The following is a 22773-nucleotide window of genomic DNA, read 5'->3' as shown; positions in this document are numbered from 1 at the left end:
CTCGCCCGTCCGGGCCCCACCGGGAGTGCAGCACCACCGCCGCCACCGGGAGCGCAGCACGACTGCCGCCACCGGGAGCACAGCATCACCGCTCCCACCGGGAAGAGCCCGCACCCGGACGTCCCACCCCGCTCCACCACCCGCACCCGTCGCCTCCCCCGGCGTTCCTCCGACTGGAGTACCCCATGACGACCGCACCGACCCAGCCAGGGGCCACCGTCACCCCGATCAAGCCGAAGGCCGTCGTCCGCGTCGGTGACCGGATCTTCTCCGCCGCCTCGGTCATCGCCGGCGGCCTCATCCTCTTCGTGCTCGTGCTCGTCGCCGCGTTCCTCGTCTGGCAGAGCATCCCGGCGTTCTCCGCCAAGGTCGGCGAGCTGCCCGGGAAGGCCACGAACTTCTGGGACTTCGTCGGCCCCCTGGTGTTCGGCACCGTCTGGTCCGCGCTCATCGCGCTCGTGATCGCCGTGCCGCTGTCCCTCGGGATCGCCCTCTTCATCTCGCACTTCGCGCCGCGTCGACTCGCTCCGGTCCTCGGCTACGTCATCGACCTGCTGGCCGCGGTGCCGTCGGTCGTCTACGGCCTCTGGGGCATCGCCGTGCTGGCTCCCCTGGTGAAGCCATTCTACGTGTTCCTGAACGAGTACCTCGGCTGGTTCCCGCTGTTCTCCGGTCAGGTGTCCGGCACCGGCCGCACGATCCTGACGGCCTCGATCGTCCTCGCCGTCATGGCGATCCCGATCATGACGGCGGTCATGCGTGAGATCTTCCTGCAGGCCCCGACCCTCAACGAGGAAGCGGCCCTGGCCCTCGGCGCGACCCGCTGGGAGATGATCCGCCTGTCTGTCCTGCCGTTCGCGAAGTCCGGCATCGTGTCCGCGATCATGCTCGGCCTCGGTCGTGCACTCGGCGAGACGATGGCGATCGCGCTGGTGTTGTCGGTCTCGACGAACGTCACGTTCGAGATGCTGACGTCGCAGAACCCCTCGACGATCGCCGCGAACATCGCCCTGCAGTTCGCCGAGGCTTCCGGGACGGCACTGAACGCGCTCATCGCGTCGGGTCTCATCCTCTTCGTCATCACCCTGGTCATCAACATGCTCGCGCGGTACATCGTCCGCAGCCGAGTCAGCTGAGAGGTCGCACCCGATGTCCCTCGCGCTCCGTCAGACCGGCACCGCCGGCAACGTCTACGCCAACGGCAAGCTGCACGCGTCCGTCCCGTGGCTGCTGCTGGTCGGCAGCTGGGTCGCCCTCGTCCTGGTCTTCGCCCTGCTCAACGCCGGTGGCGCCGTCAAGGACTTCAACGTCGTCGCCGCGATCTTCCTCGGCACGGTCCTGTTCGACGTGCTCATCGTCGTCGTCTCGCGTATCGTCGAGGGCGGTCGCAAGGCCGTCGACCGCCTGGTCACCTCGCTCGTCATCACGGCGTTCGTCATCGCGGTCCTGCCGCTGGTGTCGCTGCTCTGGACGGTCATCGCCAAGGGCGTCGCCCGCCTCGACGCGAACTTCTTCTCGTACTCGATGCGCGGGGTCATCTCCGAGGGCGGCGGCGCGGTCCACGCGCTCATCGGCACCCTCGAGATCACCCTGTTCGCGGCGCTCATCTCGGTGCCGATCGGTCTGCTCACCTCGATCTACCTGGTCGAGTACGGTCGTGGCGCGCTGGCGAAGGGCATCACGTTCTTCGTCGACGTCATGACGGGCATCCCGTCGATCGTCGCCGGGCTGTTCGCCTACGCGCTCTTCGCGCTGTTCCTCGGCCCGGGTGCCCGCTTCGGTCTGGTCGGCTCCGTCGCCCTGTCGGTGCTGATGATCCCGATCGTCGTGCGCTCCACCGAAGAGGTGCTGAAGATCGTCCCGATGGAACTCCGCGAGGCCTCGTACGCCCTCGGTGTCCCGAAGTACCTGACGATCCTCAAGGTGGTTCTGCCCACGAGCCTCGCGGGCATCATGACCGGCATCATGCTCTCGATCGCCCGCGTCATCGGTGAGACCGCCCCGCTGCTCGTCACGGCCGGCTTCACCGCGAGCATGAACTACAACCTGTTCCGCGACCCGATGATGACCCTGCCGGTGTACGCGTACACGCAGTACTCGCAGCAGGGCGCCAACCCGGTGCCGTTCGTCGACCGGGCGTGGACCGCGGCCCTGGTGCTCATCCTGATCGTGATGCTGCTCAACCTGCTTGCCCGGATCATCACCCGCCTCTTCGCCCCCAAGCTCAGCCGCTGACCGTCCGCCCCCGCGGATCCAGCGTCACCACCCACCCAGAAGGATCAACGTGTCCAAGCGCATCGAGGTCGACGGCCTCAACGTCTACTACTCGAAGTTCAAGGCGGTCGAGGGTGTCGACATCACCATCGAGCCCCGCACCGTCACGGCCTTCATCGGCCCGTCGGGCTGCGGCAAGTCCACCTTCCTCCGCACCCTGAACCGCATGCACGAGGTCATCCCCGGCGCATGGGTCGAGGGATCGGTCAAGATCGACGGCGACGACCTGTACGGCCCCGGCGTCGACCCCGTGCTCGTCCGCCGTCAGGTCGGCATGGTCTTCCAGCGACCGAACCCGTTCCCGACGATGTCGATCCGCGACAACGTGCTCGCGGGCGTCAAGCTCAACAACAAGCGCGTCTCCCGCTCCGAGGCCGACGACATCGTCGAGCGCTCGCTGCAGGGTGCGAACCTGTGGAACGAGGTCAAGGACCGCCTCGACAAGCCCGGCATGGGCCTGTCCGGTGGCCAGCAGCAGCGGCTCTGCATCGCCCGCGCGATCGCGGTCGAGCCGGACGTGCTGCTGATGGACGAGCCCTGCTCGGCCCTCGACCCGATCTCGACCCTGGCCATCGAGGACCTGATCGAGGAGCTCAAGAAGGAGTTCACGATCGTGATCGTGACCCACAACATGCAGCAGGCGTCGCGCGTCAGCGACAAGACGGCGTTCTTCAACATCGCCGGCACCGGCGCTCCGGGCAAGCTCATCGAGTTCGACGACACCGCGACGATGTTCTCGAACCCGTCCGTGCAGGCCACCGAGGACTACGTCTCGGGCCGCTTCGGTTGATCGGCATCCGTCCGTCGCGCTGACGGACGGCCTGGAGGCCCGGTGCACGTCCGTCACGGACGCGCACCGGGCCTTCGTGGTTGCGCCGGGTGCCGCGGCGGCCCGCCGGACGTGCGCATGTTCCGACGATCCACGCGTCGATCGACTCGTGGTTCGTCGTTCGATGCGCACGCAGACGTTGCGTGCGCATGTTCCGACAGTCCGCGCGTCGATCGACTCGTGGAACGACGAAAGGTGCCCGCGCATCGACTGCACGGGCACCTTCCGGAGTACCGTCAGGCCGTGGTGGTGGGGACAGCCATGATCGGCGACGAGGTCGGCTGCTTCGAACCACCGGCGGGCTCGACCGTCATGCCGATCGTCGCACCCTCGGACATCGCACCCTTCAGCACAGCGGAGTGCACACCGTCCGCCGCGCCGTCGACCAGGCCGGCCGACTTGATGGCACCGCCCTGCTCCTCGGAGCCGATGTACCAGAGCTCGTACGTCTTGCCCTTCGGCGCCTGCTCGACGCCGTCCAGGATCACCGCGGACTTGCCGAGGTCGTTCGACCACACGACCGTCGCCGAACCGCCGCCCGCGACCTTGGTCGTGGTGCGCTGGAAGTCCGACGCGGCGTAGATGCGGTCAAGGCCGCTCGAGGCCTGCGTGGTGCCCGGTCCGGAGCCGTTCGGGTCGAAGACCGATCCGACGCCGAGTCCCCCGAAGAAGACCGCGGCGACGGCAGCAGCGGCCGTCAGCATCACCGCCGGACGCTGGAACCAGCGGCGGCGAGCCTCGGACGACGCCCGGCCACCGGCGGTGGGGCCGTCGGCGATCGAGGTGACGGGCGCGGCGGGCGCAGGGCGGGCCTCCTGAGCGGGGGTGGTCTCGGCGACCGGGGTCTGGTCGACCGTCGTGTCGGCGAGGGGTGCGGCCTGCGGGGTCGTGGCGATCCGGGCCAGCAGCGACGCCTTCAGCGACGCGGGGGGCTCGATCGGTGCGACGGCGTAGGCGAGCTGCAGCGCGGTCTCGCGCAGCGAGTCGTTCTCGGCCTGCAGCTCGGGGGACGTCCGGAGGGCGTCCTCGAGGAGCGCGCGCTCGTCATCGGACAGCGCGTCGAGTGCGTGGGACCCCGTCATCAGTGCGGGGTCGTCGTGGCGTTCGGTCATGAGGTCACCCCCATCTCGTCTCGGAGTCGGATCATCCCGTCACGGAGACGGGTCTTGACGGTGCCGATGGGGACACCGAGGTGTTCGGCCATCTCGCTGTGCGAGTAGCCGCCGTAGTACGCGAGTTGCACAGCCTGCCGCTGGAACTCCGTGAGCTTCGCCAGCGCTCGGCCGACGCGCTCGTGCTCGATGCGGATCTCGACGGACTCGGAGACCTGGTCGAAACCGGCCTCGAGGTCGCGGATGCCGATCTTGGTGTCGCGGTCGTGCGAGGACTGCGAGGCGCGGACCCGGTCGACCGCGCGGCGGTGGGCCATGGTGAGGACCCAGCTGGCGGCCGTTCCGCGCTTCCGGTCGAAGCGGGTGGCCTGCTGCCAGACTTCCAGGAAGACCTCCTGCGTGACCTCTTCCGACTGCGCGCGGTCCCGGAGGAGCCGCGTGATCAGACCGAGGACCCGGCCGGACAGTGCGTCGTAGAGGTCCGCGAAGGCGGCTTGGTCACCGGAGGCGACCCGGGCGAGGAGGTCGTCCGGCGATGCCTGAGCTGGCTCTGACGAGCTCCAGCGTTCGGTGTCGCTATCCACGAGGGCAAGCATTGCAGGTTTCCCTCCTCTCGGTTGCTTTCGTTGACCAGGCGGGTAGCACGAAGCCCCCGCATGGGCGGTCGAGACGAGGGGCCGGCGTGACCCACAGGGAATTGACCGGCGGTGCCGGTCCGGGTCACACCGGGCCTCTCGCTTCGTGACGGGCATTCCGTCCGCCACGATGATGATTCGGCGCGGTCCCCGCTGTGGATTGGGCGGGGATCGGGATTTCTCGGCGGCGCGGGCGCGGCGGGCTCCCCGCGGGCGGTGCGCTGGCACGCCCGGGGCCGGTTCTGTCCACCATGAGTGAACAGGGTCGAGTGATCAGCCGACGTCTCGTAGACTGGTGATCGCCGGGCCGCAGCAAGCCCCGGGCTCCAAAATTCGCCGCTTCGAGCGGCCTCGCGCCGAGAGGCGCTTTCTGCGGCTCGGCTTCTCCATGCCCGGATGCGTCGCGCGCTCGCGCGGCCGTGCGCGTCGTCGCGAAGCTCCGCGCCCCTGGCCTGGAGGCTGGGTGCGGGTCCGCCCCGCCGCCCGCTCAGTCCAGGCTGTCGCGACGCCAGAGCGCCGCCGCCTCGGTCAGGTCGGCCGCCAGCTCCGTCAGGCGGAGCGCCCGCGTCGTCAGCTCGCCCGCCCGCTCGGACGCGACCAGGTCGGACTCGTCCGCCACGGCGGTCGCACCGGCGGCGGTCAGGCGGCAGAACGATGCCCCGCGGTCCAGCGCCACCGCGAGGTCGCCCGTGTACAGGCCGTGCAGGATGCGGTCGGCGAGCGTCAGGATCTCGGCCGGGCCGGTCGGTTCCTCGGCACCCGCGACCGCCTGGTCGATCGTGCCGATCTGCGCCGTGCCCCGTTCGAACAGGTACGCGATCTCCTCCGGGTTCTGCCGGATGACGATCCGCACCAGGTAGACCCGCCAGAGCGCCCCCGGCAGGGTGTGCGCCCCCACCCGCGCCCACAGCTCCGCGATGGCGTCGATGCCGTGCACGTCGGTGTAGGTGACGAGCCGCTCGACCACGGCGGGGTCCGGGTCCTCACGCACACGGTGCAGCAGGGCGTTCGCGGTCTCGTGCGCGACACGGTTCACCAGCGCCGGGTCCTCACCGCCCTGGATGGCGGCGAACTCGGCGTCGGTGAAGTGGACAGGACGGTGGTGATCGCGAGGCACCGCAGCAGTGTAGGCGCGGCCGGTGACACGCCCGCGGCCCGTTCGCCGAGAACGCAACGACTGCGCCGCGCGTACCGTGTTGCGGCAGGGAGGCGCTCCTCCCTGCACGTGAAGGAGAGGATCTTCCATGAACGCCCTGCTCATCATCCTGGCTGTGATCGCAGTCATCCTGCTGTTCGTCGGCGGGTTCGCCGCGAGCCTGAAGTTCCTGCTCTACGTCGGCATCGTGCTGCTGATCATCGCGGTCATCGCGTGGCTGCTGCGAACGCTCACCGGACGCCGGGGCTGACCCGCTCGCACGGTTCTGTCCCAGAGGCCCTCACCCGCTAGCCTTGCGGGTGAGGGCCTCTAGCTCAGTTGGTAGAGCACCGGACTTTTAATCCGAGGGTCGTGGGTTCGAGCCCCACGGGGCCCACCACCAGTCTTCCCTGTTGCTCTTGTCTACAATCGGTCCGATGGGCCGAGGATCGCAGCGCGAACGGCCGGGCACCCCCAACGACCCGGCGACGATGCCGCGACGCCGCCGCAGACTCGTCCCCGCACTCGCCCTCGGCGCCATGGCACTCGGGGTCTCCGGACTCCTGCTGATCCTGCCGAGCGTGTCGAGCGCCTGCCAGCCCGTCTCCTCGTCGACCTCGGCCTCGGCCGTCGCGGCCCCCGGGGTCTCGGCCGAGCGGATCGCGGCGGCGATCGAGCCCGGATCGCGTGTCCTGATCGTCGGCGACTCGTACACGTCCGGTCGTGGGTCGACCAGCGGGATCCACGGCTGGGCCCAGGACATCAGCGAGGACCGCGGGTGGAAGGCAAAGATCGACGACTACCCGGGCACCGGCTACGTCGACGTCGGCGCCTCCGGTTCGTCGCACTTCACGTTCGGTCCCCGGATCGAACGAGACGCCTCCTTCGACCCGGAACTGGTGATCGTGCAGGGCAGCCAGAACGACTGGCTCGTCGACGCCGACACCCTGCGCGCCGCCGTCGAGCGCACGCTCCGCACGGCGCAGCAGACCTGGCCGGACGCGGTCGTCGTCGCGTTCGGTCCGTCGGCACCCCTGCCGCACGCGAAGACCACGGTCGGTGTCGCCGCCTCGGTCTCGTCGGCTGCAGCCACAGTCGGGGTCCCCTACATCGATGCCCTCGCCGGCCGGTGGTTCACGACCACGAACAGTCCCGGGTACTCGGCGCCCGACGGCGGGCACCCGAACGACGCCGGCCACCAGTACCTGGCTGACCGCGTCAGCGAGGCGCTGGACGCCCTCGCCACCCCCGCCGACAGTGCCCGGTGCGCCTGACGGGTGCCGTCCGCTCCTGAACGGGGTACAACCCGTCCCCAGCGAGCTCATGGGAGATCCCCTGCACAGCACAGTCGGTCCCCAGCGGACTGTTGGGCTCCCGCCGATAGTGTCGTTCCCGGATCCGATCACCGGATCCTGCAGCACCGCACCACCACGAACGAACGGGGTACACCGTGATCGAGCCCATCGAAGCCACGCAGACCAGCACCACCGGTGACGCGCGCCGCATCGTCGAGCTCGCAGCAGCGACCAACACGACGATGAGCAACGAGCTCCTGCTCGACACGCTCCGCCGCAACGCCCAGGTCACGACCCGCCACATCCGCAAGGACTTCATCGAGGTCGCGACCGCCACCGCCGTGCTCGGCTACGTCTGCCGCCAGCGCAAGGACTTCATCGCGCTCCGCGGCGACGACCCAGCCTGGGCACACGAGGTCGGCCGGTACGCGACCGAGTCCCTCGCGGTCGAGGCACTCCGGATGCGCCGCGGCTGACGCCCGGCTTCCGACACGAACGTACAAGGCCCCGCCGGACACCCGGCGGGGCCTTCGTCGTGTCAGCGGTGCGAGCCGACCGGAGTCCTCAGGACCAGACGCGGCGGATCCCCCACGAACCGGTCCAGGTCTCGTCCGGCTCGAGCCAGCGCAGACCTTCGCCGGAGTTCAGGGCGTTCGCGGGTGCCGTCATCGGTTCGACCGCGACGGCCAGGCCCTTCCCGTCGCCGCGCGGGTACTCGCGCGACGTGAAGACCTGCACGTACGGGAACGAGGCGTCCTGCCAGAGCTCCACCCCGTCGCCCTCGGGCCCGTGCATCGTCGTGCGGCGGATCCCCTCGGCGTCGGGGGTGACGTCCGTGTACGCGGTGTCGAGGTCCGAGTCCCCGGCCCGCCGGCCCTGACGGAGGTCGTACGGCGTGCCCTCGACCGGCACCGACCCGTTCGGCACCTTCTGCTCGTCGACGGTGAACGCGGTCGCGGCGTCGAGCGTGACGACCAGGTCGTCGGCGGGGGTGTCACCGGCACGCAGGTACGGGTGCGCGCCGACGGCGAAGGGTGCGCGGACGCCCGAGCGGTTCGTGACCTCGTGCGTGACACGGATGCCGTCGTCGACGAGCTCGTGCAGCACGCGCGTCTCGAGGGTGAAGGGCCACCCGTGCTGCGGGTGGATCGTCGCTTCTTGCTGGATCGAGGTCTCGGTCTGCGACACCACCCGGTACGGGGCGAAGCGGAGCAGCCCGTGCGAGGCGTTGCCGTACTTCGGCTCCGAGATGTCGAGCTGCTGCCGCTTGCCCTCGAGCTCCCACACACCACCGGCGACGCGGTTCGGCCAGGGCGCCAGGACGATGCCGTTCGCGCCCGGCGGGTGCTCGGTGACGGGGAACGGCTCGGTGATGTCGAAGCCGGCGACACGGAGTTCGCGGATGCCCGCGGCGACCTCGGTGACCACGGCTTCGACGACCCCGTCGGGTCCGGCGTGGTGGAGGCGGTACTGGCCACCAGTGGGTGCTGCGGTCATGGGGTGTTCTTCCTTCCGGCTGGTTCGGTGCGCTGCTCGCCGTCGGCGACGATCACCTGGGCCCCGGCCGCCCGGATCGTGGCGACCGCGTCGGCGTCGGCCTCGGCGGTGACGACGACGTCGATGTCCTCGAGCGCGCGGACGACCCCGATGTGGGCCCGGCCGAACTTCGACCCGTCCGCGACCACGACGGTACGCCGGGCCGTCGTGGCGAGCATCCGCTTGGCCTCGGTCTCGGGCAGGTTCACGTTCGTCAGGCCGTGGTCGACGTCGAGGCCGGTGCCGCCGAGGAACACGAGGTCGGCCGCGATCATCGGCAGGACGGCGCCGTTGAAGGGTGCGACGAGCGAGTGCTGCAGGGGCCGGAGGGTGCCGCCGGTGACGATCACGGTGAAGCGCGGGACCGCTCGCTCGAGCGCGAGCGCGGTGGTGAGGGAGTTCGTCACGACGGTGACGCCCGTGAGCTCGGTCCGGGCCACGAGCGCCTCGGCGACGGCGGCCGGCGTGGTGCCGACGTCGAGGACGACGCACTCCCCCGGCCGCACCAGCGCCGCGGCCGCACGGCCGATGGCTGCCTTGGCCACCTGGTGCTCGACGGCGGTCTCCTCGAAGGGGCGCTCGGTGGAGCCGGCCCCGAGGCGGACCGCGCCCCCGTGCACCCGGCGGATCCGGGCCTCCTGGTCGAGGACGGCGAGGTCCTGGCGGACGGTCACCTCGCTGGTGCCGAGGGACGCGGCCAACGCGGCCGTCCGGACCATGCCCGGGGCACCGTCGACGATCGCGACGATGCGGTCCTGCCGCAGGGGCGCGGGCAGCGCGCCGGCGAGGAAGGAGAGGTCGGCGTCCGTCATGTGGACAGTTTCGCTTGCTTCCGATGTCCTTCGCAACGCTTCGGATGGGCGCTAAGCTGTTCCGGTGATCACCAAGCGCGTGACGAAGCTCGCGGACGGCCGCGACCTCTTCTACTTCGACGACGCCGACTCGACGCTGCCCGCGGAACGCAGCATCGACGACCGCGTACTCGACCCGCGGCCCGAGACGGCGCGGATGCGGCAGGACGTCCTGACGGGTGAGTGGGTGTCGATCGCTGCGTCCCGGCAGAACCGTGTGTTCCTGCCGCCGGCCGACCAGGACCCGCTCGCGCCCCAGAGCCCGGCCAACCCGTCCGAGATCCCGAGCCGCTACGACGTCGCGGTGTTCGAGAACCGCTCGCCGTCGTTCGGCCCGCTGCTCGAAGCCGACGACGCCCCCGAGTCGCTCGACTCCCTGAGCGACGTCGGCCTGAACCGCCAGCTCCGTTCGGTCGGCCGGTGCGAGGTCGTGTGCTTCTCCCCCGAGACCTCCGGTTCCTTCGCCTCCATCTCCGAGTCGCGTGCCCGCACCGTCGTCGAAGCCTGGGCCGACCGCACCGCCGCGCTCTCCGCGATGCCGGGCATCCAGCAGGTGTTCCCCTTCGAGAACCGGGGCGAGGCGATCGGCGTCACGCTGCACCACCCGCACGGGCAGATCTACTCGTACCCGTACATCACGCCGCGCACCCAGCGCCTGCTCGCGAGCATCGAGCGGTTCGGGCCGGACCTGTTCGAGCAGCACCTCGCGAACGAGCGGGGTTCCGAGCGGGTCGTCCTCGCCGGCGAGCACTTCACCGCCTTCGTCCCGTTCGCCGCGCGCTGGCCCATCGAGATCCACATGCTGCCGCACCGCCACGTGCCCGACTTCGCCGGCCTGACCGACGCCGAGAAGGACGAGCTGGCGCACATGCACCTCCGGCTCACCCGTGGGCTCGACGCGCTCTACGGCGACCCGACGCCGTACATTGCCGCGTGGCACCAGGCGCCGGTGCACACCGCCCGCGACACCGTGCGGCTGATGCTGCAGATCACCTCGCCGCGACGCGCGGCGGACAAGTTGAAGTTCCTGGCCGGCAGCGAAGCCGCCATGGGCGCCTGGATCGGGGACCTCGTGCCCGAGAAGGCGGCCGAGTTCATCCGACAAGGAGTCGAGCGCGCATGACGTTCCAGCAGGTCTACGGGTACGAGCCGACGGTGCGGTACTCCGCACCGGGTCGCGTCAACCTGATCGGTGAGCACACCGACTACAACGACGGCTACGTGTTGCCCTTCGCGATCGACCGTCGCACCACCGCGTCCATCGCCCAGCGCGACGACCGGATGATCCGCGTGGCATCGGCCTTCGACGCCGCGAGCGAGCCTGTCGCGCTGTCCCTCGACGACCTGTCGCCCGGGGCCATGGACGGCTGGTCGGCCTACGTCTTCGGGATCGGCTGGGCCCTGCGCGAGCAGGCGGGTGCCGATCTGAGCGACAAGACCGGGTTCGACGTCTTCATCGAGTCCGAGGTCCCGGTCGGCGCCGGCCTGTCGTCCAGTGCCGCGATCGAGTGCGGTGTCGCGCTGGCGTTCAACGACCTGTGGGCACTCGGCCTCGACCGGAAGTCCCTGGCGCGCGTCGGGCAGTACTCGGAGAACCACGCTGTGGGCGCCCCCACGGGGATCATGGACCAGTCGGCCTCGCTGCTCGGCGAGCAGGACGCCGTCGTGTTCCTCGACTGCCGCACGCTCGACACCGCCGTCGTCGACCTGGCGCTCGAAGCGAACGGGCTCGAGGTCCTGGTGATCGACACCCGTGTCGAGCACGCCCACGCGACCGGTGCCTACGCCGCTCGTCGGGCCTCGTGCGAGAAGGGCGCCGAGGTGCTCGGCGTCGAGGCACTGCGTGACGTCAGCATCGAGGACCTGCCCCGTGCGCAGGAGCTCCTGGACGACGAGACCTTCCGTCGTGTGCGGCACATCGTGACCGAGGACCAGCGTGTCCTGGACACCGTCCGCACCCTGCGCGAACAGGGCCCCCGGGCGATCGGTCCGCTGCTGGTCGCGTCGCACGAGTCGATGCGCGACGACTTCGAGATCTCCGTTCCGGAGCTCGACCTGGCCGTCGCCACGGCCGTCGAGCACGGCGCCGTCGGTGCCCGCATGACCGGCGGGGGGTTCGGCGGTGCGGCGATCGCGCTCGTCGACCAGGCGTCGCGTGACGCGATCGCCGCAGCAGTCACCGCCGCGTTCGCCGACGCCGGGTACCGCGAGCCGAACGTGTTCACGGTGCGCGCCGCGCAGGGCGCTCGGCGCGACTGACCGCTGCGGCGCAGGCCGTCACCCGCGCGCTCGGCCGCTCGGCGCTCGACGTTTCGCGCTCAGCGACAGGTCACGCGGCGATCAGCCCGTGAGCTGTCGTTCAGCACGAAAGCACGGCGAGGCCGGACGAGCCGTGCCCGCCGTGCGTTCGACGGCTCGACTCAGCCGAGGTAGTCCGCGTACCGGACGTGCTCCACGACGTTCCCGAGCACGAACGGGTGCGCCCGACCGTGCTCCACGGCCCACTCCACCCACGCGGACTGCGCCGGCATGAGCAGCCACACCAGCGCGGTGGTCCCGAGCACGGCGGCCAGGGTCAGGCCCATCACGGTGTGCTCGTCGAACCGGGCTGCCCCACGGCGGGCGATCGCGACGACGAACCCGACGACTGCGAACCCCACCGTCGCGAGCGTCCACCCGAACCAGGGACCCGACGTGAACGTGTACTCCTGGCCGGCGTGCACGAAGGTCGTCGCCCAGGTCGACCCCGGAGCCTGGAACAGCACGCAGATCGCCACGATGACGATCAGCCACCGGGCGTCCTTCGTCAGTTGCGACGGCTCGGTCCGGGGTCGCATCACCGGCGCCGTCTGCAGTCGTTCGTCCCCCATGCCGCGACCGTAGCACCGGCGGGGTGCACCTCGTGAGCAGCAATGGTCGGGTGCGATGACGCCACCCGACCATTGCTGCTCACGATCGCGACCGCGCCGAGCCCCGCGCGACCGCGCGTGCTACGACAGCTGGCGCTCGGCGGCCTCGACCACGTTCTTCATCAGCATCGCGCGGGTCATCGGCCCGACACCACCGGGAGTCGGCGACAGGAAGCCCGCGACCGATGCGACCGCGGGGTCGACGTCGCCGTGCAGCTTCGCCTTGCCGGTCTCCTCGTTGACCACGCGGGTGATGCCCACGTCGATCACGGCGGCACCGGGCTGCACCCAGTCCGGCTTGACGAGCCCGGCGACCCCGGCAGCGGCGACGATGATGTCGGCGCGACGGCACTCCGCGGCGACGTCGGCGGTCAGCGAGTGCGTCAGGGTCGCGGTGGCCTCGAGTCGCGTGAGCAGCAGGCCGAGCGGCCGTCCGACGGTCAGCCCCTGGCCGATGATCGTCACGTGCGCACCACGGATCGGGATCTCGTACGCGTCGAGCATCGCGACGATGCCCCGCGGGGTGCACGGCAGCGGTGCGTCGATCGTGCCGGCACCACCCGGCACGGCGAGCACCAGCTCGCCGAGGTTCGTCGGGTGCAGGCCGTCGGCGTCCTTCGCCGGGTCCATCAGCTCGAGCATCGGCGTCGGGTCGATGCCCTGCGGCAGCGGGAGCTGCACGATGAAGGCGGTGACGCGGGGGTCGTCGTTCATCTGCAGGATCGCGGCCCGGATGTCCGCGGCGCTCGCGGACGACGGCAGGTCGATGCGGTGCGAGTCGAGGCCGATCGACCCCGAGTCGCGGTGCTTGCCCGCGACGTAGGACATCGAGCCGGGGTTCGCGCCGACCATGATCGTGCCGAGGCCCGGACGGATGCCGTGCTCGTGCAGGCGGTCGATCCGGCCCCGCAGTTCGTCGAGCGTCCGGGCGGCGAGGGCCGTGCCGTCGATGCGGACGGCGCTGCCCTCTCCGTCCCAGAGCGTCCGAGGGATGGTGCCGCTCACGCGTACAGCGGGAACGCGTCGGTCAGGGCCTTCACCCGTGCCGAGAGCGCTGCGACGTCCGGGTTCGGCATGAGGGTCAGCGCGATGATGTCGGCCACCTCGGTGAACTCGGCGTCGCCGAAGCCGCGGGTCGCCAGCGCCGAGGTGCCGATGCGGACACCCGAGGTGACCATCGGCGGGCGCGGGTCGAACGGCACCGAGTTGCGGTTCACGGTGATGCCGACCTCGTGCAGCAGGTCTTCGGCCTGCTTGCCGTCGACCTCGGACGTGCGCAGGTCGACGAGCACCAGGTGCACGTCGGTGCCACCGGTGAGCACGTCGATGCCCGCGGCCTTGGCGTCGTCCGCGGTCAGGCGGGCGGCGAGGGCCTGGGCGCCGCGGATCGTGCGCTCCTGACGGTCCTTGAACTCGGGGGTGCCGGCGAGCAGGAACGCGGTGGCCTTGGCGGCGATCACGTGCATGAGCGGGCCGCCCTGCTGGCCCGGGAAGACCGCGGAGTTCAGCTTCTTGAACAGGGTCTCGTCGTTCGACAGGATGATGCCCGAGCGGGGGCCGCCCAGGGTCTTGTGGACCGTCGACGAGACGACGTGGGCGTGCGGGACCGGGGACGGGTGCAGCCCGGCGGCGACGAGGCCGGCGAAGTGCGCCATGTCGACCCAGAGCTTCGCGCCGACCTCGTCCGCGATCTCGCGGAACTTCGCGAAGTCGAGCTGGCGCGGGTAGGCGGACCAGCCGGCGATCAGGACCTTCGGCTGGTGCTCGATGGCCTTCGCGCGGATGTCGTCGTAGTCGACCTCGAACGTCTCGGGGTCGACGCCGTACGCCACGGCGTTGTAGATGCGGCCCGAGAAGTTCAGCTTCATGCCGTGGGTCAGGTGACCACCGTGGGCGAGCTCGAGGCCGAGGATGGTGTCGCCCGCCGAGGCGATGGCGTGCAGGACAGCGGCGTTGGCCGTCGCGCCGGAGTGCGGCTGGACGTTGGCGTACTCGGCACCGAACAGCGCCTTGGCACGGTCGATGGCGAGCTGCTCGGCGACGTCGACGTACTCGCAGCCGCCGTAGTAGCGCTTGCCCGGGTAGCCCTCGGCGTACTTGTTGGTGAGCACGGAGCCCTGCGACTCGAGCACGGCACGCGGCACGAAGTTCTCGGACGCGATCATCTCGAGGGTGTCGCGCTGGCGGCCGAGCTCCTGCTGCAGGACGGCGGCGATCTCGGGGTCGACCTCGGTGAGCGGGGCGTTGAACGCGGCGCGGGCGGCGGCCTGCTCGGCCACCTCGGCAGAGTCGGAGACGAACGGGGGCAGATCGGCAATGGACACGGGACTCCTACGGTGTGCGGACGACCAGCTGGTCGCACTCGGACGGTCGGTCGGTGCAGCCCAGGCGTACGGCCGCGCACCGTGTCTATGTCGCTCCCTGATGGTGACCCATCCAACGCCAGTCGCGACGTGACGATCGTACCGAGCGACCCCGCCCTGTGTCACCCTGGATGCATGACGCTGCTCTCGCCCGACGTGGACGAACGGACCACCACGGACGAACGGACCAGTGCACGGGCGGACACCCCGTGGGTCACCGTGGTCTGGGACGACCCGGTCAACCTGATGTCCTACGTCACCTACGTCTTCCAGCAGCACTTCGGGTTCTCGCGCGCGCAGGCCGAGCGGCTCATGCACCAGGTGAACGACGACGGCCGCGCGATCGTGGCAACGGGCCCGCGCGAGTCGATGGAGGCCCACGTCCAGTCGATGCACGCCTACGGCCTGCAGGCGACCGTCGACAAGGCCCCCGAAGCGTGATCCCGTTCGTCCGCCGCGCCGACGGCGTCCACCTCGGCCTGTCCTCCGGCGAGCGCGACCTGCTCGCCTCGCTCACCGAGCAGCTGCGGCAGGTGCTCGGCGGCGACCTGTCCGCCGACCCGATCAGCGAGCGGATGTTCCCGGACGCCTACCCCGGTGACGACGAGGCGAGCGCAGAGTTCCGGAAGTACACGCAGTCCGACCTGCTCACGCAGAAGACGACGAACGCCTCGATCGTGCACGAGTGGCTGACGGGCACCCGCGACGGTTCGCTCGACGCCGAGGACGAGCAGGCGTGGCTCCGCACCCTCACCGACCTGCGGCTGACGATCGCCGACCGGCTGGGCATCGAGGACGCCGACGACGAGGAGCGCTCGGTCGAGGCCGACGCGGGCGTCGGCCTGCGCGACGTCTACGACTGGCTCGGCTTCGTACAGGAACACCTGGTCGTCACGCTCACGTCGCGCTGACGGCCCACGGCCTGGAGGCCCGGATCACCTCCGGCGCGACGGGTCACCCCAGCAGGTCGTCGCGGTGGGCTCGCGCCCAGTCGGCCAGGCTCCGCGGTGCGGTGCCGGTGATGCGCAGGACGTCGGCGCTCATCACGTCGACGCCGTCGAGGCCGCGGCGGACGACCCGGCCGAACTGCTGCCGGAGCCCCTCGGCCTGCCAGGCGGGCAACCCGCTCAGGCGCAGCACAGCGGCGTAGACCCGGCTCGGCAGGTGCAGGGGGCGCACGGGTCGGCCGAGCCCTTCGGCGAGCGCGGCGGCGACACCCCGCGCATCGAGCAGGTCCGGGCCGGTGAGCACCGGTTCGGTGCCGTCGTGGCTGTCCTCGGTCAGCACCCGCGCCGCCGTCCGGGCGATGTCCTCGGTGTCGATCCAGCCGATCACCCCGCGGCCCGTGGTGTGCGGGAACCACCCCCGTCGGATCGCCGGTGCCGAGGGCTGCACGTTCGTCATGAACGACGAGGGGTGCAGGATCGTCCACGCCAGCCCGCTCTCGCGCACCAGCCGGTCGGTGTGCCAGGCGGCGCTCGCCCACGACATCGGGGAGTGCTCGGCGGCGTCTCCGCCCGACAGCTGCACGATCCGTCCGACCCCGGCCCGCTGTGCCGCTCGGACCCCGCTGGCGCCCTGCTCCCGCTGCCGCTGGCTGACCGGCGTCACGAGGAAGAAGCGGTCGGCCCCGTCGAGCGCCGCGGTGAGCGCGTCCTCATCGTCCAGGTCGGCCAGGCGACCGTCGATGCCGCGTGCCCGGAGCGCGTCGACCTGCTCGGGGCGTCGGACCACTGCGCGGACCGTCACCCCTGCCGCTCGCAGCAGCTCTGCGGTCTTGCCCCCGACGTCCCCGGTCACGCCGGTGACCGCCACGATCTCGCCCATGTCTGCTCCTCGTCCCACTGACCCGTTCTGGTATCAGTTTCCTGATACCAGAACGTACGCCGGTACGATCGCCCCGTGCCCCAGGAACTCCCAGCCCCGCGCGACGACGTCGACGGCATCGTGGCGTGGACGGTCATCCGGGCCGCACGGACGCTCTCCCGCCGACTCGCGGCCGAGCTGGCGCCGCTCGGGTTGACGCCCGTCGAGTTCGGCGCGCTCATCCAGCTCGCAGCGGCCGGCGAGCTCAGCCAGGCCGACCTGGCGCGCGCGGTCGGCGTCCGACCGCAGAGCATGACGACGCTCGTCGGGGGGCTCTCGACGCGGGGATTCGTGGAGCGGGGCGCCGCACCGGGCCGGGGACGGGCCTCCCGGATGCGACTGACCGACCAGGGCGAGGCGCTGCTGGCACGCGCCCACCCGATCGTCCGGGCGAGCAACGCGTGGTTCGGCGACGGTGCGGAACCGATCTCGGCGACCCTGCTCCCGCTGCTCGAGCCGGACGCGGGCGACGACGGGTCCGCCGTTCCCTGAACGACATCGGAAGCCTCGCCCGACGCCGAGTGAGCAGAAGACGACGGCTCGCACCCCCGCACCCGACGTCTTCTGCTCAGCGGCGGGTTCAGCAGTGACACCACGGCAGGCGCGATCTGGAACGTGGTGATCTGCGGCATCCTCTGCATCGGCATCCCGATCGCGGCGATCGTCAACGCCGACCGGGGTTCCGCGTCCGTCGGCATCGGCATCGCCGCGACGGTCCTGGCCCTGTGCATGGAGGTCTCCTTCGTCCGCCGCCTGCTCGCGCACCGGCGCTGACGCTTCGTGAGCACGAATGGTCGAGTCGCCGCGGCGCACTCGACCATTCGTGCTCACGAAGCACCTCCCCCGCGGCCGGTACCCTGATCCAGTGACCGACCCGACCCCCACGCACTGGACCCTGACGCTCGTCTGCGACGACCAGCCCGGGATCGTGCACGCCGTCTCCGGAGCGATCGTCGCCGCCCAGGGCAACATCACCGAGTCGCAGCAGTTCTCCAGCGCCGACACCAACACGTTCTTCATGCGCCTGCAGGTGATGGCGCCGGTCGACCGCGCCGCCTTCGAGGCAGCACTCGCCCCCGTCGCCACCCGCTACGACGCCCGCGTCCAGCTCGACGTCGTCGGTCGTCCGCTGCGCACCCTCGTGCTCGTGTCGAAGGCCGGTCACTGCCTCAACGACCTGCTCTACCGGCAGCGCGGCGGACAGCTGCCGATCGAGGTGCCCCTCGTGCTGTCGAACCACGCGGACCTGTCCGAGCTCGCCGCGTTCTACTCCGTGCCGTTCGAGCACCGTCCGGTCACCGACGCCGAGTCGAAGGAGCAGATGGAGCGGCGCGTGCTGCAGGCGGTGGAGGAGCACGACATCGAGCTCGTCGTCCTCGCCCGCTACATGCAGATCCTGTCGCCCGGACTCTGCGCCGCGCTCGAGGGCCGTGCCGTGAACATCCACCACTCGTTCCTGCCCGGCTTCAAGGGCGCGAACCCGTACCGGCAGGCGCACGCCCGCGGGGTGAAGCTCATCGGCGCGACCGCGCACTTCGTCACGAGCGACCTCGACGAGGGCCCGATCATCGAGCAGAACGTCGTCCGCGTCGACCACACCAAGGAACCGGCCGAGCTGGTGTCCATCGGGCAGGACGAGGAGTCCCGCACGCTCACCCAGGCGGTGCGCTGGATCGCCGAGGACCGCGTCCTGCTCGACGGCGCCCGCACCATCATCTTCAAGTAGGCAGCACCATGACCAACGCCCCGCAGTCCCCCGTCGACTGGGAATCGGTCCCCGACCCGGCAGCCGTCCGGCAGCCTCGACCGCGGTTCGAGGCCTGGAAGGTCCTGCGCATCGCCGTGATGGTGTTCGGGCTGTTGTCCCTGGCCTTCTGGGGCTACTGGTCGTGGCAGCTCCCACTCCCCGGCTACCTGTTCATGGTCGGCGCCCCACTGTTCGCCGCGGTCGTCTGGTACTTCTTCCGCTCACCGCGCTCCCCGATCGAGACCGACATCGTCGGCAAGACCATCGTCGAGGTCGCCCTGGTCGTCGCCGCAGGCGCGACCTGGATCTCCATCGGCCGTCCGGTCGTCGGGATCGTCTTCATCGTGATCGCCGCCCTGAGCGGCGTGATCGCGTTCCGCAAGGAGACCGCATGACCGCCACGGGCCTCCAGACCGGCCGGGAGGCCCAGCGCACGCTGGTCCGCGCGGCCCGCGTCGTCGACGCGGCCGGCACCACGGCCGACGGCTGGGTCCTGGTCGTCGGTGACACGATCCACGCGACCGGCTCCGGCCCCGAGGCTCCCGCGGCCGACCAGGTCGTCGACCTGGGCGACCGGGTCCTGACGCCCGGGTTCGTGGACCTGCACGGGCACGGTGGAGCGACCGAGGCGTACGAGGACGACTCGTTCGACGGCTCGCTCGCGATGCACCGCGCGCACGGCACGACCCGTTCCGTCCTGTCGCTCGTCGCGAACCCGGTCCCCGCGCTGGTGGCGTCGCTGACCCACGTCCGTGCCGTGATGGCGACCGACCCACTCGTGCTCGGCGTGCACCTGGAGGGGCCGTTCCTGTCCCCGCACAACAAGGGCGCCCACAACGAGTCGTTCCTGATCGACCCGACGCCCGCTGCGGTCGACGCGTTGCTCGAAGCGGGCGAGGGCGTCATCCGCCAGGTCACCATCGCGCCCGAGCTGCCGGGCGCGCTCGACGCCGTCCGTCGGTTCGTCGAAGCCGGTGTCACGGTCGCCGTCGGCCACACGGTCGGCACGTACGACCAGGCCCGGGCCGCCTTCGACGCCGGCGCGACGATCCTGACCCACGCGTGCAACGCGATGCCCGGCCTGCACCACCGCGCGCCGGGACCGATCGGCGCTGCCGTGGCGGACGACCGCGTGACGCTCGAACTCATCCTGGACGGCGTGCACGTGCACCCGGTCGTGGCGGACACGCTCTTCCGGGCGACGCCGGGTCGTGTCGCGCTGATCACCGATGCGATGGGTGCTGCCGGCGCCGCGGACGGCTCGTACCGACTCGGGTCGCTCGACGTCACGGTGACCGACGGCGTCGCACACGTCGCGGGGACCGAGACCATCGCGGGATCGACACTGACGCAGGACGTGGCGCTCCGCAACGCGGTCTCGCTCGCCGGGCGGACCCTGCCCGAGGCCGTGGCGGCGCTGACGAGTGTGCCGGCCGGCGCGCTGGGGCTCGGCGACCGCCTGGGTCGGCTGGCGCCGGGGTTCGCCGCGGACCTGGTGGCGCTGTCGCCGTCGCTCGAGGTCGAGCGCGTCTGGGGCGGCGGGCGCGAGCTGCGCTGAAGCGAACACGGCGTAGACGGCTCGCTCGGAGACGTCACGGCAGGTCGGTCGGGCGGGGGTTGAGGGGCTCACCGAACCTCGGGGCCCGGCCCGGGACGCAGTGCCCGTCGATGGACACGTCCGCGTACGAATCGAACGCCTGGAAGAAGATGGCGAACCCGTCTACTGCTGTCCCACCGAGGTACCCCTTCGGGTAGCTGATGACCGTCCGCTCCGGCGTGAGTTCCGTGTCGTGCTGAACACGCGCACCTTCGTACCCGATCGCTGCGAGGGCCCGGGTGACCCGCTCGGCGACCTGATCGGCTGTACCAGGAAGCGGGAGCCGCCGAGTGCTCGCGTAGGTGTACTGCGCAGCGTCCTCGCCATCACTTCCGCAGAGGTTCCACCCGGGGTCCTCGTCACCCCAACCGTCCTGCCCGACGACCGAGCGCACGGCGGCGAAGATGTCCAGGACGTCCTGGTGCGACTGTTCGACGTTCATCGACGTGTCCTTCTGGATCGGGGAGTCCGGGGCGGGGCCGGTGCACCCGGTCAGGAGTGCGGTGACCACCAGGGATCCGGCGAGTGCGGCGCCCCGCGGTTCAGAGCGTGGTGTCACCGGTGCCCCCGGTCTGCCAGCCGTACATGAGCCAGTCGTCCTTGGTCTGCTGCCGCATCCGGTCGAAGGGGCCGCCCCGCTCGGGGATCTCGTCCCCGTGTCCCATCGCCGCTCGTGCAGCGTTGTGCTGGGCGGTGGTCCCGTCGTCGAAGTACGAGTACCGGCCGTCGTCGTCATCGCCGTCGTACGGCCCGTGGCGGGTGACTCCGTGCAGGGTGTCCGACCCACGACCCTCGGTCTCGGAGCTGAACTCGTGCGCGTCCCACGTGGACTCGGTCGGGTCACGGCGACCGGACAGGTTCTGCCCGGTGACGGCCCAGCCGTCCTTCGCGCCCTGGGTGGCGAAGACCTGCCCCTCGGGCACGTGCAGCGCGGACGCGTTCGGTACGGCGTCCGTCACGCCGGCCGAGCCGAGCAGCACCACGTGGTCGGCGTGCGTCTTCGTCAGGGCGATCGTCGCCACGGTCGTGCCGTAGGAGTGCCCCATGACGGTCAGGTCGGCGTCCCGCCCGGCAGCCGCTCGCGCCGCGTGGAACCCGTCGAGGTCGGCGACGAGTCGCTCGGCGCCCGCTCGCGCTCGGTCGTCCGCCAGGACGGTCCGGAAGGACGGGTCGTCGGCCATCGGCGGATGGTAGCCGATCCAGGACACGACGGCGATGTCACTGCGGCGGATCCCAGCCACACGGGCCTCCTCACGACGCATCCCGCGGGCGATCGCGCTGTAGTCCTGCACCGTGCCGTCCTGGTACGTCGCGGTGTTCATGCCCGGCACGATGACGCTGACGTGCGTGGCACGGTCGAGGTCACCCGCGACGATCTGCGCGAGCGGTGGACGGTCGTCGACGAGTGCCACCAGTGAGACCGGCGTCGTCGCGAGGGTGTCCTGGATGTTCCGGTAGGCGTCACGCTGCCGTTCCCAGACGAGCAGCTGCTCGCGCGCCGCGGCCGCGTCGGCGGGGTTCCGGGCGGCGTCGTGCAGCTCGCGCCAGTGGCGCACCTGCCGCCGTGCGTGTGCGAGCCGGTCGGCCAAGACCGTCGTGTTCGCCCGTGCCCGCGCCCAGGAGGCGACACCGTTCAGGTTGCCGATGACCGCCGGCATCGCCGCGACGAACGCCCGCTGGGCCGCGGACGGCGCACCGTCGACGCCCGACATCGCCTGCCACCACCCGGCGACCTGCGCCGCGTCGATGCCGGCGAGCCGCTTCGCGACCCGCGAGTCGCCACCGAGCGCAGCGATGCTCTCCGGATCGAGGGTGGCGAGCCACGTGAGGAACTGCCCGTCGCTCATCGCGGACACGACCGCGGCGGAGACCAGCTTGCCGAGCACCGAGCGGTCCTCGAGCGCAGCGGCCGCCGCTCGGTCAGCTGCGGCCCGGCGGGCGACGAGCTCGTCCCACTGCGCCGACAGCCGAGCGTCCAGCCCGGCCAGCCACTCCCCGCTGTGCTGCAGCTGCTGCAGGAGTGCCCGATCCGACTCGACCGCGTCCGGTCCGGATGCCACCGCGGTCGCGTCGCGGATCGCTCGGTCGTTGGCCGCGATGTCGTCCGCGGTGTTCCGCCGCGTCGTCTGCAGGCTCGCGGCGTCGTCCTGGATCTCCCGCACCTGGCGCGCGTAGGTGGCGAGTGCAGCCGACGCCGCGTCCAGCCTCGCCGCGACGCGATGCGCACTCGCCGGCATCGCCGCTGCCGCCACGAGGAACTGTTGTTGTGCCCGCCCCGCCCAGCCCGAGGCGGCGTGCTCGGCAGCGACGAGCACGTGCCGGGCGCCGTCACGGACCGCGTCCGAGCGGTCTTCGTGCCTTCGGGCGATCCGCTGGATGCCGTCCGGATCGCCCGCGACGGGGTCCGCGCTCACCGGACCCGCCGGGCGAGGTCGGCGTCCGCCCGCAGGACTGCTTCGGCGGCGGTGGTCACGTACGCACGGAGTGTGTCCGCGTCGTCGCCGAGCGAACGGATCATCGCATCGTGGGCCGAGGACGATGCGATGAACGCGGATGCGACCGCCCCTGAGCCGAACGCACCGCCGTCCGAACCGGACAACGGTCGCTCGGGATGCAGGTCAGTG

At 71.1% G+C, this 22773-nt stretch carries 26 protein-coding genes, 1 tRNA gene and 1 riboswitch; of the genes, 16 read left to right on the top strand and 11 right to left on the bottom strand.

Annotation, left to right across the window (positions count from 1 at the left end):
* The first annotated feature begins 185 nt into the window (after positions 1–185).
* The 3 genes from pstC to pstB are packed head-to-tail and all read left to right on the top strand — an operon-like array spanning position 186 to position 3064.
* A complete protein-coding gene (pstC, locus tag BIU95_RS02855) occupies positions 186–1136 on the top strand; it encodes a phosphate ABC transporter permease subunit PstC (RefSeq protein WP_071250253.1) in 951 nt (316 codons plus the stop codon).
* Positions 1137–1149: 13 nt separating this feature from the next.
* Complete coding sequence (pstA, locus tag BIU95_RS02850; RefSeq protein WP_017888093.1) at positions 1150–2235, top strand: phosphate ABC transporter permease PstA; 1086 nt, start codon at positions 1150–1152, stop codon at positions 2233–2235.
* A gap of 49 nt (positions 2236–2284) precedes the next feature.
* Positions 2285–3064 (top strand): phosphate ABC transporter ATP-binding protein PstB, encoded by a 780-nt coding sequence (pstB, locus tag BIU95_RS02845; protein WP_017888094.1) that lies wholly within the window; start codon positions 2285–2287, stop codon positions 3062–3064.
* Between the two features lie 275 nt (positions 3065–3339).
* Here pstB and BIU95_RS02840 read toward each other — a convergent pair whose 3' ends face one another.
* The 3 genes from BIU95_RS02840 to BIU95_RS02830 form a co-directional block, all read right to left on the bottom strand.
* Positions 3340–4215 (bottom strand): anti-sigma factor, encoded by an 876-nt coding sequence (locus BIU95_RS02840; protein WP_071250251.1) that lies wholly within the window; start codon positions 4213–4215, stop codon positions 3340–3342.
* On the bottom strand, positions 4212–4811 hold the full coding sequence (gene sigK, locus BIU95_RS02835; protein ID WP_056071845.1) for an ECF RNA polymerase sigma factor SigK: 600 nt from the start codon (positions 4809–4811) through the stop codon (positions 4212–4214). The genes BIU95_RS02840 and sigK overlap by 4 nt, the downstream gene beginning before the upstream one ends.
* 526 nt (positions 4812–5337) lie before the next feature.
* Positions 5338–5967 carry a hypothetical protein gene (locus BIU95_RS02830; RefSeq protein WP_017888097.1) on the bottom strand — a complete coding sequence of 210 codons (630 nt, stop codon included), beginning with the start codon at positions 5965–5967 and terminating at the stop codon, positions 5338–5340.
* A gap of 127 nt (positions 5968–6094) precedes the next feature.
* On the opposite strand from BIU95_RS02830, the gene BIU95_RS18100 reads away from it, so the two are divergent.
* The 4 genes from BIU95_RS18100 (at position 6095) to BIU95_RS02815 (ending at position 7756) form a co-directional block, all read left to right on the top strand.
* Complete coding sequence (locus BIU95_RS18100; RefSeq protein ID WP_017888098.1) at positions 6095–6256, top strand: hypothetical protein; 162 nt, start codon at positions 6095–6097, stop codon at positions 6254–6256.
* Between the two features lie 53 nt (positions 6257–6309).
* Positions 6310–6385: transfer RNA gene (locus tag BIU95_RS02825), tRNA-Lys, on the top strand.
* A gap of 37 nt (positions 6386–6422) precedes the next feature.
* A complete protein-coding gene (locus BIU95_RS02820; RefSeq protein WP_081612335.1) occupies positions 6423–7259 on the top strand; it encodes an SGNH/GDSL hydrolase family protein in 837 nt (278 codons plus the stop codon).
* A 176-nt stretch (positions 7260–7435) separates the two neighbouring features.
* On the top strand, positions 7436–7756 hold the full coding sequence (locus BIU95_RS02815) for a hypothetical protein (protein WP_027466636.1): 321 nt from the start codon (positions 7436–7438) through the stop codon (positions 7754–7756).
* Positions 7757–7844: 88 nt separating this feature from the next.
* Here the strand turns inward: BIU95_RS02815 and BIU95_RS02810 are convergent, their stop codons facing one another.
* Positions 7845–8777, bottom strand: coding sequence for an aldose 1-epimerase family protein (locus tag BIU95_RS02810; protein WP_071250249.1), 933 nt, complete (start codon positions 8775–8777; stop codon positions 7845–7847).
* Positions 8774–9628 (bottom strand): DeoR/GlpR family DNA-binding transcription regulator, encoded by an 855-nt coding sequence (locus BIU95_RS02805; protein WP_017888102.1) that lies wholly within the window; start codon positions 9626–9628, stop codon positions 8774–8776. The genes BIU95_RS02810 and BIU95_RS02805 overlap by 4 nt, the downstream gene beginning before the upstream one ends.
* Before the next feature lie 64 nt (positions 9629–9692).
* Here BIU95_RS02805 and galT point away from each other — a divergent pair, with 64 nt between their 5' ends.
* Entirely contained in the window at positions 9693–10790 is a 1098-nt protein-coding gene (galT, locus tag BIU95_RS02800; RefSeq protein ID WP_071250247.1) for a galactose-1-phosphate uridylyltransferase, read from the top strand.
* A complete protein-coding gene (gene galK, locus BIU95_RS02795; RefSeq protein WP_071250245.1) occupies positions 10787–11926 on the top strand; it encodes a galactokinase in 1140 nt (379 codons plus the stop codon). The genes galT and galK overlap by 4 nt, the downstream gene beginning before the upstream one ends.
* 161 nt (positions 11927–12087) lie before the next feature.
* Here the strand turns inward: galK and BIU95_RS02790 are convergent, their stop codons facing one another.
* The 3 genes from BIU95_RS02790 to glyA all read right to left on the bottom strand — a co-directional run bounded on the left by BIU95_RS02790 (position 12088) and on the right by glyA (position 14855).
* Positions 12088–12537, bottom strand: coding sequence for a hypothetical protein (locus tag BIU95_RS02790; RefSeq protein ID WP_042539253.1), 450 nt, complete (start codon positions 12535–12537; stop codon positions 12088–12090).
* Between the two features lie 120 nt (positions 12538–12657).
* On the bottom strand, positions 12658–13581 hold the full coding sequence (locus BIU95_RS02785) for a tetrahydrofolate dehydrogenase/cyclohydrolase catalytic domain-containing protein (protein ID WP_083389188.1): 924 nt from the start codon (positions 13579–13581) through the stop codon (positions 12658–12660).
* The gene (gene glyA / locus BIU95_RS02780) at positions 13578–14855 is read right to left on the bottom strand and encodes a serine hydroxymethyltransferase (protein ID WP_056071863.1); all 1278 of its coding nucleotides are present in this window, start codon (positions 14853–14855) and stop codon (positions 13578–13580) included. The genes BIU95_RS02785 and glyA overlap by 4 nt, the downstream gene beginning before the upstream one ends.
* A 96-nt stretch (positions 14856–14951) precedes the next feature.
* Positions 14952–15036, bottom strand: a riboswitch (ZMP/ZTP riboswitch).
* 38 nt (positions 15037–15074) lie between these two features.
* On the opposite strand from glyA, the gene clpS reads away from it, so the two are divergent.
* Positions 15075–15380 (top strand): ATP-dependent Clp protease adapter ClpS, encoded by a 306-nt coding sequence (clpS, locus tag BIU95_RS02775; RefSeq protein ID WP_071250243.1) that lies wholly within the window; start codon positions 15075–15077, stop codon positions 15378–15380.
* Positions 15377–15850, top strand: a complete 474-nt coding sequence (locus BIU95_RS02770) for a DUF2017 family protein (protein WP_017888109.1) — start codon at positions 15377–15379, stop codon at positions 15848–15850. Before clpS ends, BIU95_RS02770 begins: the two co-directional genes overlap by 4 nt.
* A gap of 43 nt (positions 15851–15893) precedes the next feature.
* Here BIU95_RS02770 and BIU95_RS02765 read toward each other — a convergent pair whose 3' ends face one another.
* Positions 15894–16766: an NAD(P)H-binding protein gene (locus tag BIU95_RS02765; RefSeq protein ID WP_083389187.1), complete on the bottom strand. Its 873-nt coding sequence runs from the start codon at positions 16764–16766 to the stop codon at positions 15894–15896.
* Positions 16767–16841: 75 nt separating this feature from the next.
* On the opposite strand from BIU95_RS02765, the gene BIU95_RS02760 reads away from it, so the two are divergent.
* The 5 genes from BIU95_RS02760 (at position 16842) to nagA (ending at position 20110) form a co-directional block, all read left to right on the top strand.
* A complete protein-coding gene (locus BIU95_RS02760) occupies positions 16842–17297 on the top strand; it encodes a MarR family winged helix-turn-helix transcriptional regulator (protein ID WP_056071866.1) in 456 nt (151 codons plus the stop codon).
* 126 nt (positions 17298–17423) lie between these two features.
* Positions 17424–17579, top strand: a complete 156-nt coding sequence (locus tag BIU95_RS18495) for a hypothetical protein (RefSeq protein ID WP_159557034.1) — start codon at positions 17424–17426, stop codon at positions 17577–17579.
* Positions 17580–17670: 91 nt separating this feature from the next.
* Positions 17671–18531, top strand: a complete 861-nt coding sequence (gene purU, locus BIU95_RS02755; RefSeq protein ID WP_031260247.1) for a formyltetrahydrofolate deformylase — start codon at positions 17671–17673, stop codon at positions 18529–18531.
* An 8-nt stretch (positions 18532–18539) separates the two neighbouring features.
* Complete coding sequence (locus tag BIU95_RS02750; RefSeq protein ID WP_083389186.1) at positions 18540–18947, top strand: YrdB family protein; 408 nt, start codon at positions 18540–18542, stop codon at positions 18945–18947.
* Positions 18944–20110: an N-acetylglucosamine-6-phosphate deacetylase gene (nagA, locus tag BIU95_RS02745; RefSeq protein WP_056071872.1), complete on the top strand. Its 1167-nt coding sequence runs from the start codon at positions 18944–18946 to the stop codon at positions 20108–20110. The genes BIU95_RS02750 and nagA overlap by 4 nt, the downstream gene beginning before the upstream one ends.
* Positions 20111–20144: 34 nt before the next feature.
* Here the strand turns inward: nagA and BIU95_RS02740 are convergent, their stop codons facing one another.
* Positions 20145–20660, bottom strand: a complete 516-nt coding sequence (locus BIU95_RS02740; RefSeq protein ID WP_071250241.1) for a hypothetical protein — start codon at positions 20658–20660, stop codon at positions 20145–20147.
* 31 nt (positions 20661–20691) lie between these two features.
* Positions 20692–22563, bottom strand: coding sequence for an alpha/beta hydrolase (locus tag BIU95_RS02735; protein WP_071250239.1), 1872 nt, complete (start codon positions 22561–22563; stop codon positions 20692–20694).
* Positions 22564–22773 lie beyond the last annotated feature (210 nt).

Origin of the sequence: Curtobacterium sp. MCBA15_007 (assembly GCF_001864905.1) — a bacterium.
In the GTDB taxonomy this organism is placed as follows: Bacteria; Actinomycetota; Actinomycetes; order Actinomycetales; family Microbacteriaceae; genus Curtobacterium; species Curtobacterium poinsettiae.
The sequence above is the reverse complement of the archived record's forward strand: the minus strand, read 5'-3'. Positions and strand labels throughout refer to the sequence as shown.

What these genes read in the sequence shown, in the direction of transcription:
- pstC (WP_071250253.1), top strand. Translation starts at nt 186, where the DNA reads ATGACGACCGCACCGACCCAGCCAGGGGCCACCGTCACCCCGATCAAG.
- pstA (WP_017888093.1), top strand. Translation starts at nt 1,150, where the DNA reads ATGTCCCTCGCGCTCCGTCAGACCGGCACCGCCGGCAACGTCTACGCC.
- BIU95_RS02840 (WP_071250251.1), bottom strand. Translation starts at nt 4,215, where the DNA reads ATGACCGAACGCCACGACGACCCCGCACTGATGACGGGGTCCCACGCA.
- sigK (WP_056071845.1), bottom strand. Translation starts at nt 4,811, where the DNA reads ATGCTTGCCCTCGTGGATAGCGACACCGAACGCTGGAGCTCGTCAGAG.
- BIU95_RS18100 (WP_017888098.1), top strand. Translation starts at nt 6,095, where the DNA reads ATGAACGCCCTGCTCATCATCCTGGCTGTGATCGCAGTCATCCTGCTG.
- BIU95_RS02820 (WP_081612335.1), top strand. Translation starts at nt 6,423, where the DNA reads ATGGGCCGAGGATCGCAGCGCGAACGGCCGGGCACCCCCAACGACCCG.
- BIU95_RS02810 (WP_071250249.1), bottom strand. Translation starts at nt 8,777, where the DNA reads ATGACCGCAGCACCCACTGGTGGCCAGTACCGCCTCCACCACGCCGGA.
- BIU95_RS02805 (WP_017888102.1), bottom strand. Translation starts at nt 9,628, where the DNA reads ATGACGGACGCCGACCTCTCCTTCCTCGCCGGCGCGCTGCCCGCGCCC.
- galK (WP_071250245.1), top strand. Translation starts at nt 10,787, where the DNA reads ATGACGTTCCAGCAGGTCTACGGGTACGAGCCGACGGTGCGGTACTCC.
- BIU95_RS02790 (WP_042539253.1), bottom strand. Translation starts at nt 12,537, where the DNA reads ATGGGGGACGAACGACTGCAGACGGCGCCGGTGATGCGACCCCGGACC.
- clpS (WP_071250243.1), top strand. Translation starts at nt 15,075, where the DNA reads ATGACGCTGCTCTCGCCCGACGTGGACGAACGGACCACCACGGACGAA.
- BIU95_RS02765 (WP_083389187.1), bottom strand. Translation starts at nt 16,766, where the DNA reads ATGGGCGAGATCGTGGCGGTCACCGGCGTGACCGGGGACGTCGGGGGC.
- BIU95_RS02750 (WP_083389186.1), top strand. Translation starts at nt 18,540, where the DNA reads ATGACCAACGCCCCGCAGTCCCCCGTCGACTGGGAATCGGTCCCCGAC.
- nagA (WP_056071872.1), top strand. Translation starts at nt 18,944, where the DNA reads ATGACCGCCACGGGCCTCCAGACCGGCCGGGAGGCCCAGCGCACGCTG.